The 16,706-nt window shown below is 70.9% G+C and carries 12 protein-coding genes; 7 read left to right on the top strand and 5 right to left on the bottom strand.

Annotated elements, in window-relative coordinates:
* A partial coding sequence (locus J5Y10_RS28615) for an adenylate/guanylate cyclase domain-containing protein (RefSeq protein WP_209376835.1) occupies window positions 1-2,974 on the top strand: 2,974 nt, incomplete at its 5' end.
* A 69-nt stretch (window positions 2,975-3,043) separates the two neighbouring features.
* Here J5Y10_RS28615 and J5Y10_RS24890 read toward each other — a convergent pair.
* Together J5Y10_RS24890 and J5Y10_RS24895 are read right to left on the bottom strand one after the other, a co-directional pair.
* Window positions 3,044-3,628: a glutathione S-transferase N-terminal domain-containing protein gene (locus tag J5Y10_RS24890; RefSeq protein WP_209376836.1), complete on the bottom strand. Its 585-nt coding sequence runs from the start codon at window positions 3,626-3,628 to the stop codon at window positions 3,044-3,046.
* Window positions 3,629-3,818: 190 nt separating this feature from the next.
* A complete protein-coding gene (locus J5Y10_RS24895) occupies window positions 3,819-5,483 on the bottom strand; it encodes an ABC transporter substrate-binding protein (protein WP_245215077.1) in 1,665 nt (554 codons plus the stop codon).
* 233 nt (window positions 5,484-5,716) lie between these two features.
* On the opposite strand from J5Y10_RS24895, the gene J5Y10_RS24900 reads away from it, so the two are divergent.
* The 6 genes from J5Y10_RS24900 (at window position 5,717) to J5Y10_RS24925 (ending at window position 11,685) form a co-directional block, all read left to right on the top strand.
* On the top strand, window positions 5,717-6,766 hold the full coding sequence (locus tag J5Y10_RS24900) for an ABC transporter ATP-binding protein (protein WP_209376837.1): 1,050 nt from the start codon (window positions 5,717-5,719) through the stop codon (window positions 6,764-6,766).
* Complete coding sequence (locus J5Y10_RS24905) at window positions 6,763-7,749, top strand: ABC transporter ATP-binding protein (protein ID WP_209376838.1); 987 nt, start codon at window positions 6,763-6,765, stop codon at window positions 7,747-7,749. Before J5Y10_RS24900 ends, J5Y10_RS24905 begins: the two co-directional genes overlap by 4 nt.
* Before the next feature lie 4 nt (window positions 7,750-7,753).
* Window positions 7,754-8,707: an ABC transporter permease gene (locus tag J5Y10_RS24910; RefSeq protein ID WP_209376839.1), complete on the top strand. Its 954-nt coding sequence runs from the start codon at window positions 7,754-7,756 to the stop codon at window positions 8,705-8,707.
* Window positions 8,704-9,600, top strand: coding sequence for an ABC transporter permease (locus J5Y10_RS24915; RefSeq protein WP_209376840.1), 897 nt, complete (start codon window positions 8,704-8,706; stop codon window positions 9,598-9,600). Before J5Y10_RS24910 ends, J5Y10_RS24915 begins: the two co-directional genes overlap by 4 nt.
* A gap of 52 nt (window positions 9,601-9,652) precedes the next feature.
* On the top strand, window positions 9,653-11,263 hold the full coding sequence (locus J5Y10_RS24920) for an ABC transporter substrate-binding protein (RefSeq protein WP_209376841.1): 1,611 nt from the start codon (window positions 9,653-9,655) through the stop codon (window positions 11,261-11,263).
* A gap of 248 nt (window positions 11,264-11,511) precedes the next feature.
* Window positions 11,512-11,685, top strand: coding sequence for a hypothetical protein (locus J5Y10_RS24925; protein ID WP_209376842.1), 174 nt, complete (start codon window positions 11,512-11,514; stop codon window positions 11,683-11,685).
* Window positions 11,686-11,882: 197 nt separating this feature from the next.
* On the opposite strand, the gene J5Y10_RS24930 is transcribed toward J5Y10_RS24925, so the two are convergent.
* The 3 genes from J5Y10_RS24930 to metH all read right to left on the bottom strand — a co-directional run bounded on the left by J5Y10_RS24930 (window position 11,883) and on the right by metH (window position 16,350).
* A complete protein-coding gene (locus J5Y10_RS24930) occupies window positions 11,883-12,152 on the bottom strand; it encodes a hypothetical protein (RefSeq protein ID WP_209376843.1) in 270 nt (89 codons plus the stop codon).
* Window positions 12,153-12,293: 141 nt separating this feature from the next.
* The gene (locus J5Y10_RS24935; protein WP_209376844.1) at window positions 12,294-12,848 is read right to left on the bottom strand and encodes a cob(I)yrinic acid a,c-diamide adenosyltransferase; all 555 of its coding nucleotides are present in this window, start codon (window positions 12,846-12,848) and stop codon (window positions 12,294-12,296) included.
* A gap of 10 nt (window positions 12,849-12,858) precedes the next feature.
* Entirely contained in the window at window positions 12,859-16,350 is a 3,492-nt protein-coding gene (gene metH / locus J5Y10_RS24940) for a methionine synthase (RefSeq protein ID WP_209376845.1), read from the bottom strand.
* Between the last annotated feature and the right edge of the window lie 356 nt (window positions 16,351-16,706).

A 16,706-nucleotide genomic window follows, 5' to 3' on the forward strand; every position in this document is an offset into this window, starting at 1 on the left:
GATCACGATCACGCCGTGTTGCCGCATCGCCGGAGAGATTCGCCTGACCCCGGTCCTTCCCTGCCCCGCCTGCGGCTTCGACAACCCCCAGGGCATGCGGTTCTGCGGCGCCTGCGGGGAGCGGCTGCGCCCACCGGCCGAGGCCATCGCGGCCGAGGCCGGGGAGCGCCGGCCCGTCACCGTCCTCTTCGCCGATCTGGTCGAGTCCAGCGCCCTGACGGCCCGGCTGGATCCCGAGGACCTGCGATCCGTCCTCCTCACCTACAGGGAGGCGGCTGGCGCGGCCGTGATGCGGCAGGGCGGCAGCCTTGCCCAGCACCAGGGGGACGGGCTGCTGGCACGCTTCGGCTTCCCCACCGCGCGGGAGGACGATGCCGCCCGGGCCCTGCGGGCCGGGCTGGAACTCGTCTCGGAGGTGGAGGCGCTTCGCGGCCGCCTCGGAATCGCCCTGCGCGTACGGGTGGCCGTGCACAGCGGCATCCTCGTCGTCGCCACCCTCGGCCACGGGGCGGCGGGGGAGCCCGGCGCCATGGTCGGCGAGGCGACCACCGTTGCCGCCCGCCTGCAGCACGCGGCCGCCCCGGGGGAAGTGCTGGCGAGCGAGGCCACCCGCCGCCTCGCGCCGCGCCGGTTCCGCTACGTCTCCCGCGGGGAGATCGCCCTGCCCGGCCTACCCCGGCCCGTCCTCGCCCACCGGGTGGAGGCGGAGCTTCCCGCCGGATCCGCCCAGGCGCCGCCCGCCGCGGCCCTGCCCCTGATCGGGCGGGAGAACGAGCTTCGGAGCCTGTTCTCCGCCTGGCGGGACGCGGAGGCCGGCGCCGGCACCACGGTGCTCATCGAGGCCGAGCCCGGCCATGGGAAAAGCCGGCTGGTCGAGGAGTTCCGCGCCCGGCTCGGCCCCCCAGGCGAGGGGGCGGTAACGATCGCCTGCAACGCGCAGGAGGAGGCCAGCGCCTTCCGCCCTCTGCTGGCCTGGATCGCCGCCGCCGCCGGGATCCCGCCCCGCGCCGCCCCCGCCGAGGCCCGCGCCGCCCTGGGAAACTGGCTGGCGCTCCACGGCCTGGCCGGCACCGACCACGCGGCGCCCCTGGCCGTGCTGCTGGACCTCGCCTCGCCCACGCAGGTGGCAGAGATGGAGGCGGCCGGGCGCCGGCGCCGGCGGCGCAACATGGCGGCCCTCCTCGCCGTGCTCCACGCCGCCGCCGGCCCGGTGCCCCTCTTTGTCGCGGAGGACATCCACTGGGCCGATGACAGCACCCTCTCGGTGCTCCGCAGCCTTGCCGAGAGCGTGGCCGCCCCGGACACGCCGGGGCTGCTGCTTCTGACCCGGCGCCCGGAGGGCAAGGGCCTGCCCGGCCCCGCCCCCCTCACCCTGCGCCTGCCGCCTCTGGGCGAGGCGGCGGCGCGCCATCTCGCGGCCGCGGCCGCGCCCGAGGGGGCGGACCCCGCCCTTCTCGCCCGCATCATCGCGCGGGCGGGCGGCGTGCCGATCTTCCTGGTGGAGGCCGCGCGGGACGTGCAGGCGGATGCCGAGCTTCCGCTCAGCCTTCGCGCCGGCCTCACCGCCCGGCTCGATGCCCTGCCGGAGGCCAAGGCCGTCGCCCAGCTCGCGGCCGTGATCGGGCGCTCCTTCCGGGAGGACATGCTGACGGCCCTGGCCGAGGCGGTGGGGCTGCCCGCCACCCGGCGGCCGTTGCGCCGCCTGGTGGAGGCCGGGCTCATGGAGCCGGAGGGCCCGCCCGAGGCCCCCACCGGCTACGCCTTCCGGCACGAGCTGATGCGCGACATGGCCTACGAAACCCTGTTGCGGAGCCGCCGCGCCAGCCTGCACCTGGCGCTCGGCCGCCTCCTGCCGGAGCGCTTCGCCGAGACGGTCGCGGCCCGGCCGGAGCTGCTGGCGCGCCACTTGGCCGCCGGCGGGGCCGCCGCCGAGGCGATCTCCGCCTATGAGCGGGCCGCGATCCGCGCCGGCCGCGCCGGGGCACATGGCGAGGCCACCGGGCATTTCGGGGCCGCCATCGCGCAGCTGCCGAACATGCCGGAGGGCCTGGCGCGGGATGCGCTGGAGGCGCGGCTGCACATCGGGCTGGCGGCGCAGGCGACGCTGGTGCGCGGCAACGCGGCCCCGCAGGTGGGCGAGGCCTTCGCCACCGCCCATGCCGCCGCCCTGCGCCTCGACGACCGGCCGCTGCTGCTGCGCACCCTGCGCGGCCTGCAGACCTTCCATCTCGTCCGCGGCGCCGTGGCGGAGGGTCACGCGATCGGGGAGCGCATCATGGCGCTGATGGAGGGCGAGCGGGACGAGGCCGCGCTCCTCCAGGCGCACCGCCCCTTCGGGCTCGGCCTGCTCTATCTCGGCCGCCACGCGGAGGCGCGCCGGCACCTGGAGCAGGTGCTCGCCCTCTATGATCCCGCGCGGGACGAGCCGCACCGCTTCGACTACGGCTCGGACCCCGCCGTCCTGGCGCGGGCGCACCTGGCCTGGGTGCTGTGGTTCCAGGGGGAGGCGGCGGCGGCTGTCGCCATGGACGAGGCGGCCGTGGCCGCGGCGCGGGGGATGGGGCACGCGCACAGCCTCTGCTTCGCCCTGGCCTTCCGCTGCGTCCTGACCCAGCTCTCAGGCCGGCCGGAGGCCACGCTGGCGGCGGCGGCGGAGCTGCGGGCGGTCGCGGCCGCGCAGGATTTCGCCTACTGGTCGGCCTGGGCCGCCATCCTCGGGGGATGGGCGCGCGGGCGGCTGGGCGACCGGGCCGCCGGCGAGGCGGAACTGCGCCGCGGCCTCCGGGCCTATGAGGAGATGGGGGCCGGGCTGCTCCGCCCGCTCGGCCTCGCGCTCCTGGCGGAGCTTCTGCTACCGGGCGAACCGGCCGAGGCGCAGCGCCTGCTGGCAGAGGCAACGGAGCATGGCAGGCGGGGCAGCATCGTCTTCTCGGAGCCGATGATCGCTGACCTACGGAGGCGGTTCGATCCCTGACGCCGCGTTCAGGGATGCCCCGCCAGGGTCATGGACGCCGCCACGACGCCTGGCGGGAATGAACAGGCCCTAGATCAGCCCCTCATGCGTCATCGCCGTCCGCACGGAGGGAAGCTCCATCATCCGGTCCCGGTAGGCGACCAGCTTCGCGGGCACGGCGAGTTCGTTCTTGCCGGCCCAGAGGAGCATGACGAAAAGGTAGCAGTCGGCGGCGCTGACCTCGCTGCCGAACAGGTAGTCGCCCTTCATGGTGTCGGCGAGATATCCCATCCGCTTCAGGATCATCTCGCCCGCCTTGCGCTTCTCCTCCTCACCGGCACCGGCGAAGAACGGCTTGAAGCTCTTGTGGATCTCGGTCGAGATGAAGGCGAGCGCCTCGAGCAGGCGGGTGTGTCCCATCGGACCGGAGGGCTTCAGCGCGCCGTCCTGATGGGCGATCCAGTCGAGGATCGCGACGTTCTCCGTGAGGGTCTCGCCGGAATCGAGGGTCAGGGTGGGGACGTAGCCCTTGGGGTTGATGGCGGTGAAGTCGCTGCCTTCCGCCGTGCGCTTCGCCTTCAGGTCCACCTTCTCGTGCTCGAAGGAGAGCCCGGCCTGGTGCAGGGCGATATGGTCGGCGAGGCTGCACGCGCCGGGCGAGTAATAGAGCTTCATCCTGGATCTCCCGTTCCGTCCGGCCCCGACGCGGCGCCTGCCGGGCGTCACCGGACAGGCCGGGATATGCCCCCTCTCCCGGGCCGCCACCAGTGCGGGACCGGTGAGCCGGCCCAACCTCCCGCCTTGCGGACGAAGGAGCCTGGGGCGGGCCGCCCCGGAGGACGGCCCGCATGCCCGCGAGGGCCGGCTAGTTCAGCGCCATGGTCGCGATGTCGATGAACCAGCTGCGCGGCTGCACGACACCCGTGACGCGGGGAGAGATGGCGCGGGGGCCGACATCATGCGCCACCCAGAGGAAGGGCGCTTCCTCCACGATCCGCTTGTGCAGCTGGGCCAGCGCCGCGTCCCGCTGGGCCGCGTCGAAGCTCGTGCGCGCGGTCTGCACCAGGCCGTCGAACTCCGGGCTGGTGAAGTAGCCCCAGTTGTTGGAAGCCGGGGGCAGCGCGCTCGTCGCCACGAAGCGGACCATGCCGAAATAGGGGTCCATGGCGGCGAAGCTGATATTGGTGGCATTCGCCCCGCGGGCGGAGGGCGCGCGCGCCCCCTCGCGCCAGCCGTTGAAGATGGCGTTCCACTCGCCGACCTCCAGCTGGACGTCGAAGTGGCAGGCCTTCAGCGCCTCCTGCAGGAACTCGTTCATCGGCAGGGGCTGCATCTGGCCGGAGCCGGAGGCGGAGGTCAGCACCTTCACGGCGGCGCGCCGGTTCGGGCCGTAGCCTGCCTCCCGCATAAGCCGCTGCGCCTCGGCGAGGTCGTAGCGGATGTCGAAGGAGGGGTTGCCCCACCAGGGATGCCCCGGCGGGTAGGTGCCCTTGGGAATCTCCATCTGCCCGGCAAGGAGGGTCTTCAGCTCCTCCCGGTTCACGCAGAGGTTCGCGGCCTGCCGCACCCGCCGGTCGGTCCAGGGCGAGCCCTCGACGAAGGAGAACTGCCAGGGCCAGACATGCGGCTGGGCGTTCTGGTAGATGCGGAAGCCGCGGCCGGTGATCTGCGGCAGGGCGTCCGGCGCCGGCGCCTCGATCCAGTCCACCTGGTTCCCGAGAAGGGCGGCGGTGCGGGTATTGGCCTCCGGGATCGGCAGCAGCACCACGCGGTCCACCTTCGGGCGGCGCGCCGGATCCCAATAGTCCCGGTTCGCCACCATCTCGAAGCGCTCGCGCGGGACCAGCCGCACGCCGCGGAAGGGGCCGGTGCCAGAGGGCTCGGCGGCGAAGGCGGCCCAGGCCTGGTTGGAGCGCGCCCTGGCATCCGTCACGCCCGCCGGCACCGCCGCCAGCTTCGCCGCCCAGTGTGCCGGGGAGGCCATGAAGAGGTTGGTGAGATTGATCGGCAGGAAGCTGTCCGGCTCGCTCGTCGTCAGCTCCACCTCGTACTCGGAGATGGCACGGGCGGAGCGCAGGGTCGGCATGCGGCTGGCGGTCAGCCCCACCTGCGCCGGATCGTAGTGGGGCGCGGACTGGTCCAGCACCTTCTGCACGTTCCACACCACGGCGGCGGCGTTGAAGGGACTGCCGTCGTGGAACCGCACACCCTGGCGCAGGATGAAGCGCCACTTCGTCCTGTCCGCCTCGTCCACGCGCCATTCCGTGGCGAGGCCGGGGATGATGACGGAGGGCTTGTCGGCGGCGGACAGGTCCCAGTTCACCAGCGCGTCGTACATCGGGATGCCGGTGAAGCGGTTGCCCTCGAAGCCCTGGTCCGGCTGGCCGGAGGTGCGGGGGATGTCGGCGGCGGTCATGCCGATCCGCAACACCTTCTCCTGCGCCATCGCCCCCTTCGTGGCGGCGGGGCCCACCAGGCCGGCAAGCAGGGCGCCGGCCATCAGCAGGGCCCGTCGCGTCGACTTCCTCATTCCGCATCCCCTTCGTGAGTGCTGCTTCGCCGGGGAAAGGCAAATTCGATGCCAATGATTACGGAACGGTCATGGCACGGGGCTTGCTGCCCCAACCCCCACAGGCCGCCCGGACGATGGGTGAGGCCAGGAGGAGGACCGGAAGTGATCACAGGCCGAGCTTCCCAGCCGGATGGCGGGCCGGCCATGCCGGCCATGCTGGCCATGGGCGGCACTCCCTCAGGCGCGGCACGATGAACGTGGCCGCCTCCCTGGAACCCCTGCCGGATATCGGCGGCCCCGCGCAGCCCCTGCTCACGGTGCGCGGGCTCACGAAGCACTTCCCGCTGAAGTCCGGCTTCTTCGGGCGCGGGGCCGGGGTGGTGCAGGCGGTGGACGGGCTGGATTTCGAGGTCCGCAAGGGGGAGACGCTCGGCATCGTCGGGGAATCCGGCTGCGGCAAGTCCACCACCTCCCGCCTCGTCATGGCGCTGATGGCGCCGACGGCGGGGGAGGTGGTCTTCGACGGGCGGGTGGTCGGCGGGCGCGAGCTGCCGCTGAAGGAGTATCGCCGCCAGGTGCAGATGGTGTTCCAGGACAGCTACGCCTCGCTCAACCCGCGGCTGACGATCGAGGAATCCATTGCCTTCTCCCCGGAGGTGCACGGGCTGGCGCGCAAGGATGCCCGGGCCCGCGCGCGGGACCTGCTGGCGGCGGTGGGGCTGAACCCCGACGGCTTCGCGCGGCGCTACCCGCACGAACTCTCCGGCGGCCAGCGCCAGCGCATCAACATCGCCCGCGCCCTGGCCCTGCGACCGCGGCTGGTGATCCTGGACGAGCCTGTCTCGGCGCTGGACAAGTCGGTGGAGGCGCAGGTGCTGAATCTCCTCCAGGACCTGAAGGCGGAGTTCGGCCTGACCTTCATCTTCATCAGCCACGACCTGAACGTGGTGCAGTACATGTCGGACCGCGTGTTGGTGATGTACCTGGGCAAGGTGGCGGAGGTCGGACCGGTGGAGGCCATCTACGCCGCCGCCGCCCATCCCTACACTGCCGCCCTGCTGGCCAGCCGCCCCTCCATGGACCCGGACCTGCGCCGCACGGAGCCGCCGCTGACGGGCGATCCGCCCAACCCCATCAACCCGCCCGCCGGCTGCCGCTTCCATACGCGCTGCGGCTTCGCGGAGCCGCTCTGCTCCGCCACCGTGCCGCCCCTGCACGCCGCCCCGGCGGGCCAGCAGGCGGCCTGCCTCATGGTGGTGCCGGGCAGCGGGCACAGCCACGCTCCGAAGGTGGCGGCATGAACGAGCCTCTCGTCCAGGTCCGCGACCTGTATGTGCGCTTCGTCTCTCGTGACGCCACCGTGCACGCCGTCAACGGCGTGTCCTTCGACCTCGCCGAGCGGGAATCCCTCTGCATCCTCGGCGAGAGCGGATCGGGCAAGTCCGTCACCCTGCGCGCCCTGATGGCGCTGAACCCGCCGCGCCGCACGAAGCTCTCCGGCACGGTGCGCGTGGGCGGGCACGACATCATCGCCGCGTCCGAGCGGAAGATGGCGGATATCCGCGGCAGCACCGTCTCCATGATCTTCCAGGAGCCGATGACGGCGCTGGACCCGGTCTTCACCATCGGCCGCCAGATCGCCGAGACGGTGATGCGGCATGAGGGGACCAGCCGCGCCGCCGCCGATGCCCGCGCGCTGGAGTTGCTGGAGCTCGTGCAGATCCCCAGCGCGAAGCGCCGCCTCGCCGCCTATCCGCACGAGCTCTCCGGCGGGCTGCGCCAGCGCGCCATGATCGCCATCGCCCTCTCCTGCCGCCCGAAGCTGCTGCTGGCGGACGAGCCGACCACGGCACTGGACGCCACGGTGCAGATCCAGATCCTGCTCCTGCTGCGCCGCCTGCAGCAGGAGATGGGCATGGGCGTGATCTTCGTGACCCACGACCTCGGCGTTGCCGGGGAGGTCGCGGACCGCGTGGCCGTGATGTACGCCGGCAAGTTCATCGAGCAGGGGCCGGTGCGCGGCCTGATGCAGGGCCCGCTGCACCCCTATGCCCAGGGCCTGCTCGGCGCCACGGTCCATGCCGGGATGCGCGGCGAGCGGCTGACCACCATCCCCGGCGCCCCGCCCAACCTGGAGCGCGTGCCCCAGGGATGCGCCTTCGCGCCCCGCTGCGCCCATGTGCGGGAGGAGTGCCTGCCAGAGGTGCCGGATTTCCGCAGCCCCGTCCCCGGCCACGCCGCGCGCTGCGTGCTGGTGCCGGATGCCATGTCCCAGGCGGCCTGAACCCATGTTCTTCTATCTGATCCGGCGCATCCTCTACGCCATCCCCATCGCGCTGGCCGTGGGGCTGGTCTGCTTCATGCTCGTCCAGATCGCGCCGGGCGACCCGATCAACGCCATCGTGCCCGCCGATGCCCCGGCGGAGGTGGTGGAGCAGGTGCGCCGCGACTACGGGCTGGACAAGCCGTTGCCCGTGCAGTTCGTCCTCTGGCTCGGGCGCGTGGTGCAGGGCGACCTCGGCCGGTCGCTCGCCACCGGCCGGCCGGTCACGGCGGACCTGCGCTCGGCCGTGGGCAACACGCTGATGCTGGCGCTGGTAGCCGCCTTCATCGGCTTCGTCATGGGCTCCATCCTCGGCACGGTCGCGGCAGTGTTCCGGGGGACCGTGCTGGACAAGCTCGCGGTGGGCCTCGCGGCCGCCGGCGTCTCCATCCCGCACTACTGGCTGGGCATGGTGCTGGTGGTGTTCTTCAGCGTGACGCTGAACTGGCTTCCAGCCATGGGCGCGGGCCCAGGCGGCTCCGGCGACTGGGAATGGAACTGGGCGCATGTGCAGTTTCTCGTCCTGCCCGCGGTCACCCTCTCCGTCATTCCCATGGGCATCGTCACCCGGACCGTGCGCGGCGTGGTGATGGAGCTTTTGGCCCAGGATTTCGTCACCACCCTGCGCGGCAAGGGGCTGCGGCGGGGCGGGATCGCGCTGCACGTGCTGAAGAACGCCGCGCCCTCCGTCCTTGCCGTCATGGGCCTCCAGCTCGGCTACCTCATGGGCGGCTCGATCCTGGTGGAGACGGTGTTCTCCTGGCCGGGCACGGGGTTCCTGCTGAACAGTGCCATCTTCCAGCGGGACCTGCCCGTGCTCCAGGGCACCATCCTCGTGCTCGCCATCTTCTTCGTGGTGCTGAACCTCGCGGTTGACCTGGTCCAGACCGCGCTCGACCCCCGGATCCGCCGCGCATGAGCACCGCCATCGCACCCGCCGCCATCGCCGTGCCGCAGCCCGCGCCCAGCCGCGGCTACTGGGCCGGCGTGGCCCGCCGCCTCTCGCGCGATCCGGTGACCTTGTTCTTCGGGGCCTTGCTGCTGCTGATGGCCCTGGCCATCCTCCTTGCGCCCCTGATCGCGCCGCACGATCCCTACCAGACCAGCATGATCCGCCGCCTGCGCCCGATCTGGTTCCAGGACGGCCGCTACCCGCTGGGCACGGACGAGCTGGGACGGGACATGCTGACGCGGCTTCTCTACGGCGGCCGCCTCTCCTGGTTCCTCGGCATCACGCCGGTGCTGATCGCCTTCGCCATCGGCGGCACGCTGGGCGTGGTCGCGGGTTTCGCCGGCGGCTGGGTCAACATGCTGATCATGCGGACCACGGACGTGTTCTACGCCTTTCCCTCCGTGCTGCTGGCCGTCGCCATCTCCGGCGCGCTGGGGCCGGGGGTCTCCAACGCGATGCTCTCGCTCACCCTCGTCTTTATCCCGCAGATCATCCGCGTGGCGGAGAGCACCACCACCGCGGTCCGCAACCTGGACTACGTGGAATCCGCGCGCGCCAGCGGCGCCGGGCCGATGACGATCGTGCGGGTGCACGTGCTGCCGAACGTGCTCGGGCCGGTCTTCGTCTATTCCACCAGCCTTATCAGCGTCGCCATGATCCTGGCCTCCGGCCTCTCCTTCCTCGGCCTCGGCACGAAGCCGCCGGAGCCGGAATGGGGGCTGATGCTGAACACGCTGCGCACGGCCATCTATACCCAGCCGCTGATCGCCATGCTGCCGGGACTCTGCATCTTCCTGACGAGCATGTGCTTCAACATGGTCAGCGACGGGCTGCGCACCGCGATGGACGTGCGGGGGTAGCCTTCGGCACGCGCGTTGCTTGGTGGCTCCGGACCTCTCACCGGAGCCACCCATGACCATGTCGCGCCGCGCCCTGCTGGGCGCCACCGGCCTTGCCACGCTCCCTTCCGGCCTGATGGCGCCGCCGGCCGCCGCCCAGGCGGAGCGCGTGCTGCGCTACGGCATCTCCATGGCCGACATCCCGCTGACCGCCGGCCAGCCGGACCGGGGCGCGGGCGCCTACCAGTTCACGGGCTACACCCTCTACGACCCGCTGGTCGCCTGGGAGATGGACGTGGCGGACCGGCCGGGCAAGCTCGTCCCGGGCCTCGCCACGTCCTGGGAGGCCGATCCCGCCGACCGCCGCCGCTGGACCCTGAAGCTGCGGGACGGAGTGAAGTTCCACGACGGCTCGGCCTTCGACGCCGACGCAGTGATCTGGAACTTCGAGAAGGTGATGAACCCGCAGGCGCCGCATTTCGACAACCGGCAGGCCGCCCAGGTCCGCCCGCGCCTGCCCTCGCTCGCCGCCTGGAAGAAGCTGGACGCGATGACGGTGGAGCTGACCACCAAGGCGGTGGACAGCCTTTTCCCCTACCAGCTCCTCTGGTTCCTCGTCTCCTCCCCGGCGCAGTACGAGAAGCTCGGCCGCTCCTGGGACCGCTTCGCCGCGGAACCCTCGGGCACCGGCCCCTTCCGCCTCGCCCGGCTCGTCCCGCGGGAGCGGGCGGAATTGGTGAAGAACGCGTCCTACTGGGACCCGAAGCGGATACCGAAGGTGGACCGGCTGGTGCTGGTCTGCGCGCCGGATGCGGTCACGCGCAGCAACGCGCTCCTCTCGGGCCAGGTGGACCTGATCGAGACGCCGGCGCTGGACATGGTGGACCAGCTCAAGGCCGCCGGGAACCGGGTGGTGGAGAACGTCACCCCCCATGTCTGGAACTACCACCTCTCACTGCTGGAGGGATCGCCCTGGCGCGACCTGCGGCTGCGACAGGCCGCCAACCTCGCAATCAACCGGGACGAGATCGTCCAGCTGCTCGGCGGCCTCGCCAAGCCGGCCACGGGCGTGGTCGATCCGGCATCCCCCTGGTTCGGCAATCCCACCTTCAAGGTGCGCCATGACCCGAACGAGGCGCGCAAGCTGGTCCAGGCCGCCGGCTTCTCCCCGCGCAACCCGCTGAGGACGAAGTTCCTCATCGCGACAGGCGGGTCCGGCCAGATGCTGTCCATGCCGATGAACGAGTACATCCAGCAGGCCTGGAAAGAGGTCGGCATCGAGGTCGATTTCCAGCCGGTGGAGCTGGAGGTGCTCTACACGGCCTGGCGCAACGGCGCGGCGCATGAGTCCATGCGCGGCATCACCGCGAACAACGTCGCCTACGTCACCTCCGACCCGCTCTACGCCCTGGTGCGCTTCTTCGAATCCCGGCAGGTGGCGCCGGTCGGGGTGAACTGGTCCCACTACAAGGACGAGGAGACGGACAGGCTGATCGGGCAGGCCGTCCAGTCCTTCGATCCTGCGGAGCAGGATCGCCTCATGGCCCGCGTGCATGAGCGCGTGGTGGACCAGGCGCTGCTGGTCTTCGTGGTGCACGACACCAACCCGCATGTTCTGGGGAAGGGTGTGCGCGGCTACACCCAGGCACAGCACTGGTTCCAGGATCTCACGACCCTGGCCTGATCGGACGGCAGGGCCAGGGGCGCCTGGGCGATGGGAACCCCGATCGCCCGGCGCCTTGTCATCGCGTTCTCTTCTCCGGTAGGTTCCGCCGAGAGTTGGCGTTCCTCCTCATGGGCGGTCGAACTCCTGGCCCGATCACGCGCTAAGCCCCGGGCCACAGGCATAGCGATCCCCGGCCTGACGATGCCGTGCCATTCGCCCCGCTACGCCGATCCCTGTCGCAGCTTCATGATCCCGAGGAGACTCCCATGGCCAACCTCCCTCCCCTCCCGCCCGCCGGGCGCGCCCCGCAGGGCGGCAAGAACGCCACGGGCGGCAAGGCCAATCCCAAGGACGCCCGGGCGGGCGCGGCTGGCAGCGGCGGCAAGCAGGGCGGCGTGAGCAGCGCGACCCAGAGTTCCCGCAAGTCGGGGGATCGCTGAGACCCGGACCTTTCGCCCGGTCGCTCCGGCAAAGGCGAGGATCGACGGCGACCGCCTCCGAGACCCCTGAACCACCCGCTCACCGGCGCTGGGATCGCCGGGCCTCGCCCAATTGCCGCTTTTCCCGGCGATCGTCGGGCGGACCTTGCGACACAGGGCCCGCCCTGCGAACCAGCCGATAGACCTTTCTCAGCCGTTCAGCGGTAGGCCCAGGCCGGCTGCCCGTGGCGGTAAGCGTCGCGCTGGCCGGCCTCATAGGCCCGGCGCTCGCTCAGCTCGCGCTGCTGGCGCCAGAACTCCCGGCGGTACTCGCGGCGGGCCATGTGCTCCTGCCAGGCTTCCCGCTCCCAGGCGGAGGGCGGAGGGGGCGGCGGGGCATAGCCATACCCATAGCCCTGGGCCTGTGCGGCAGGTGCCGCCAGGGCCCCCACCATGATCATCAGCGCCCCGTAAACTGCGTTCTTCATCTCATGCCTCGCACCAGGAGCATCCGGCCCCGGTACGATGATGGAGCGCCAGGATCCCGGCGTCCGTTTGACGCCCTGTGCCACCTTTCCGTCACCTTGCGGCACGGCGGCGTGCCCCCCCTACCCGGCCGCGGAGGATGCCTACCGCGTGGCCCCCGGTTCCCAGAGCACCTCTCGGCCGGCGGCGAGGTTGAGGCAGCGGGACAGCACGAAAAGATGGTCCGACAGCCTGTTGAGGTAACGGATCACGGCGGGGTTCACCTCCTCCGATGCTGAGAGAGAGACGGCCGCGCGCTCCGCCCGCCGCACGGCCGTCCGCGCCAGGTGGGCATGAACCGCGCCGGCGCTGCCCGCGGGCAGCACGAAGGACCGCAGCGGCGGCAGGGCGGCGTTCATGCCGGTGATCTCGCCCTCCAGCCGCGCGGATTGCGCGTCCGAGACCCGCAGCCGCTCCCCCGCGGTGCCGGGAACCGCAAGATCGGCGCCGATGTCGAACATCTCGTTCTGGATGCGGCCGAGCATGGCGTCCGCCTCCTCGTCGCAGTGCAGCCGGAGGAGGCCGATCGCGGCATTGGCCTCGTCCACCGTGCCCATCGCCTCTACGCGCGGCGCGTCCTTGCTCAGGCGCGTGCCATCGCCGAGCGATGTCTGCCCGGCATCGCCGCCACGCGTCGTGATCACGTCCAGCTTCACCATGACCCGGCCCCTAGACCATGAAGTACTTCGCCCGCGGGTGGTGCAGGACGATCGCGCTCGTGGACTGCTCGGGGTGCAGCTGCCACTCGTCGCTGATGGAGACGCCGATCCGATCCGCGCCGAGAAGTCGCAGGAGCGGCACCTGGTCCTCCAGCCGCGGGCAGGCGGGATAGCCGAAGGAGTAGCGGCCGCCGCGATAGCCCTGCTGCAGCATGCGGTCCATGTCGCGGTCGTCCTCCCCGGCAAAGCCGAGCTCGGCGCGGATGCGCTTGTGCACGTACTCCGCCATCGCCTCCGCCATTTCGACACTCAGGCCGTGGAGGTAGAGGTAGTCCTGATAGCGGTTGTCCTCGAACCACTCCCGCGCGATGTCGGAGGCCTTCTGGCCGACCGTGACCACCTGCAGGCCGATCACGTCGCGGCCGTCCTCCACGTCGGTGACGAGGTCCGCGATGCAGTCCCCGTCCTCCTTCGGCTGGCGCGGCAGGTTGAAGCGCACCGCCTCGGTGACCCCGTCCTGCTCGAACAGGATGAGGTCGTTTCCCTGCCCGGCGCATTTCCAGTAGCCGTAGATCGCCTGCGGCCGCAGGATTTCCTGCTCCGCCGTGATCCGCAGCATCCGCTGCAGCACGGGCCGGAGCTCCTGCTTCGCCCAGCCCAGGAAGTCGTCCAGCGAGCGGCCCTGTTTCCGGAAGCCCCACTGGAACTGGTACAGGCTCCGCTCGTTGATGAAGGGCACCACGGCCTTCGGCGCGGCCTCGATCACGCGCGCACCCCAGAACGGCGGGGTCGGGGTCTGCGTATCGGCCGCAAGCCGGCGCCGGCGCGCCTGGGCATAGTCCACGTCGACCGGCGCGAAGCCGCGAGGGTCCGCGGTGCCAAGGGTGCGCCGCTCCTTGCGCGACTTGTCCACCCGCTTGGTCTGCAGCGCGGCCAGGTAGTCGTCGAAGCCGTTGCCGACGACCTTGTCCATTAGGTGAAGCCCGTCGAAGGCATCGCGCGCATAGGCGACGCGGCCGGAGGCATAGGCCTTCACGCAGTCGTCCTCGACGTAGTTCCGCGTCAGCGCCGCGCCGCCGAGCATCACGGGGATGTCGAGGCCGATGCGCGTCATCTCCTCCAGGTTCTCGCGCATCACGACGGTGGACTTCACCAGCAGGCCGGACATTCCGATGGCGTGCGCGCGATGCTCCTTCGCCGCCGCCACCATGTCCGCCAGCGGCACCTTGATCCCGAGGTTGACCACCCGGTAGCCGTTGTTGGTGAGGATGATGTCCACGAGGTTCTTGCCGATGTCGTGCACATCGCCCTTCACGGTGGCGAGCACGATCGTCCCCTTCTCCTGCCCCTCGGCCCGCTCCATGTGCGGCTCCAGGTAGGCGACCGCGGCCTTCATCGTCTCGGCGCTCTGCAGCACGAAGGGAAGCTGCATCTTGCCGGCGCCGAACAGCTCCCCCACCACCTTCATCCCGTCGAGCAGGATGTTGTTGACGATGTCGAGCGGGGCGAGGCCCTTGGCCAGCGCGTCGGCCAGCTCGTCGTCCAGCCCTTTGCGGTCCCCCTCGACGATGCGGTCCTTGAGGCGTCCCTCGACCGTCTCGGCCTTCTTCTTCGCGCCCGTGTCCGCGGCCTTCCGGCCGGCAAAGATCTCCAGCAGCTTCTGCAGGGGGTCGTAGCCCTCGCTGCGGCGATCGAAGATCAGGTCTTCGGCGACCTTCGCCTCCTCGGGCGGGATCTGGTGCAGGGGCTTGATCTTGGAGACGTGGACGATCGCCCCCGTCATGCCCGCCTTGACGGCGTGGTCGAGGAAGACCGAGTTCAGCACGTGCCGGGCGGCCGGGTTCAAGCCGAAGGAGATGTTGGACAGGCCGAGCATGATCTGGATATCGGGGAAGCGCTCCCGGATCATGCGGATGCCGTCCAGCGTCCAGAGCCCGAGCTTGCGGTCGTCCTCGTTCCCCGTGGCGATGGTGAAGGTCAGGGGGTCGATCATCAGGTCGGACTGCGGCAGCCCGTGCTTGTCGCAGGCGAACTCCACCAGGCGGGTGGCGATACGCAGCTTGTCCTCCGCCGTCTTCGCCATGCCCACCTCGTCGATGGTCAGGGCGATCACGGCGGCGCCGAACTTCTTCGCGAGGATCATGCGGTCGGTCGCATGGCCCTCGCCGTCCTCGAAGTTGATGGAGTTGATGATCGGCTTGCCGCCATGCAGCTTCAGCGCCGCCTCGATCACCGGCGTCTCGGTCGAATCGATCACCAGCGGCGCGTTCACGCTGCTCGTGAAGCGCCGGATCACCTCGTTCATCTCCTGCATCTCGTTGCGGCCAACGAAGGCGGTGCAGATATCGAGAGAGTTGGAGCCTTCGCCGATCTGATCCCGGCCCATGGTGACGCAGCCGTCCCAGTCATGCGCCGCCTGCCGCTCCCGCCAGGCCTTGGAGCCGTTCGCGTTGCAGCGCTCGCCGATGGAGAAGTAGCTGTTCTCCTGCCGCAGCGCGACCGGGGCGTAGAGAGAGGCGACGGAGGGCACCCAGACCGGCTTGCGCCGTGCCGGCGCCGGCCGGTGCGCGCTGCCGCCCAGCTTGCGCAGCATCGCGTCCAGCGCCGCGATATGCGGTGTGGAGGTGCCGCAGCAGCCGCCGATGAGGTTCAGCCCGTCCTCGGTGACGAAGCGCTCCATCCAGCTCGCCAGCTCGGACGGGCCGAGCGGGTAATGGGTCTTGCCGTCCACCAGCTCCGGCAGGCCGGCATTGGGCTGGCAGGAGAGCAGGCCCGGCCAGTTCTGCGACAGCCAGCGGACGTGTTCCGCCATCTCCTGCGGCCCGGTCGCGCAGTTCAGCCCCATCAGGTCCGCATCGAGCGAGTGCACGACCGCCGCGGCGGCGCCGATATCCGGGCCGACCAGAAGCGTGCCCGTCGTTTCCACCGTCACCTGCACGAAGATCGGGATGTCCGACTTCATCTCCGCGCGCGCGATCTTCGCGGCGTTCACCGCGGCCTTGATGAACAGCGTGTCCTGGTTCGTCTCGGTCAGCAGCGCGTCCGCCCCGCCCGCGATCAGGCCGCGGCACTGGGTGAGGAGCGCCGCCTCCAGCGCGTCGTAGGTGACGTTGCCGAGCGAGGGCAGCTTGGTGCCCGGCCCGATATCGCCGATCACCCAGCGGTGGCGGCCATCGGCGAAGCCTTCCGCCGCCTCGCGCGCCAGCTCCACCGCCACTTTGTTCAGCTCGAAGGCCCGGTCCTCCAGGTCGAACTCCCCGAGCGTGATAGGGGAGCCGCCGAAGGTGTTGGTCAGCACCATGTCGGCGCCAGCCTCGTAGTAGCCCCGGTGGATCTCCCGCACGATGTCGGGGCGGGAGAGGACGAGAACATCGGTGCAGTTCTCCCGGCCCCAGTAGTCCCGCTCGATCTCGAGATCCATAACCTGCACGCGGCTGCCCATCCCGCCGTCGCAGAGCAGCACGCGGTCACGAAGAGCGTCGAGGAGATGCGGGCGGGACATGACTCGATGATCCTGGGCGACGGTGGTGGACGGAGGCCGGCAACCCGGGCGGCCGGCGCCGTCCGAAGAGAACCGCGGAAGGGTTGGTCCTAGGCGGCCGCAAGGCGGGGCACGAAATCCTCCGGCAGAGAAGGCGGGGCCGGTCGGGGAGCGAACGGATGCCGACCACCGGGCCTTTTCACCTCGCATACTCTCTTAAAGATATCCTTATGTCCAGTGCCATGTGCCCGGCAGTTCGGAGGTGCTGCGCCGTCCTGCCCTGTCTGGGACCAGGGGACACCCTCCCGCGATGGAGTCCAGCCGGCCCCTAAAGTCGCCCCGGCTCTATGAGCCGAGGCGCACCGTCAGCCGGGTAA

It is taken from the genome of Roseomonas indoligenes, assembly GCF_017813365.1.
GTDB lineage: Bacteria > Pseudomonadota > Alphaproteobacteria > Acetobacterales > Acetobacteraceae > Roseomonas > Roseomonas indoligenes.

Excerpts from the sequence above, each read along its gene's own strand:
- J5Y10_RS24890 (WP_209376836.1), bottom strand. The coding sequence starts at position 3,628 with ATGAAGCTCTATTACTCGCCCGGCGCGTGCAGCCTCGCCGACCATATC.
- J5Y10_RS24895 (WP_245215077.1), bottom strand. The coding sequence starts at position 5,483 with ATGAGGAAGTCGACGCGACGGGCCCTGCTGATGGCCGGCGCCCTGCTT.
- J5Y10_RS24900 (WP_209376837.1), top strand. The coding sequence starts at position 5,717 with ATGAACGTGGCCGCCTCCCTGGAACCCCTGCCGGATATCGGCGGCCCC.
- J5Y10_RS24905 (WP_209376838.1), top strand. The coding sequence starts at position 6,763 with ATGAACGAGCCTCTCGTCCAGGTCCGCGACCTGTATGTGCGCTTCGTC.
- J5Y10_RS24910 (WP_209376839.1), top strand. The coding sequence starts at position 7,754 with ATGTTCTTCTATCTGATCCGGCGCATCCTCTACGCCATCCCCATCGCG.
- J5Y10_RS24915 (WP_209376840.1), top strand. The coding sequence starts at position 8,704 with ATGAGCACCGCCATCGCACCCGCCGCCATCGCCGTGCCGCAGCCCGCG.
- J5Y10_RS24920 (WP_209376841.1), top strand. The coding sequence starts at position 9,653 with ATGACCATGTCGCGCCGCGCCCTGCTGGGCGCCACCGGCCTTGCCACG.
- J5Y10_RS24925 (WP_209376842.1), top strand. The coding sequence starts at position 11,512 with ATGGCCAACCTCCCTCCCCTCCCGCCCGCCGGGCGCGCCCCGCAGGGC.
- J5Y10_RS24930 (WP_209376843.1), bottom strand. The coding sequence starts at position 12,152 with ATGAAGAACGCAGTTTACGGGGCGCTGATGATCATGGTGGGGGCCCTG.
- J5Y10_RS24935 (WP_209376844.1), bottom strand. The coding sequence starts at position 12,848 with ATGGTGAAGCTGGACGTGATCACGACGCGTGGCGGCGATGCCGGGCAG.
- metH (WP_209376845.1), bottom strand. The coding sequence starts at position 16,350 with ATGTCCCGCCCGCATCTCCTCGACGCTCTTCGTGACCGCGTGCTGCTC.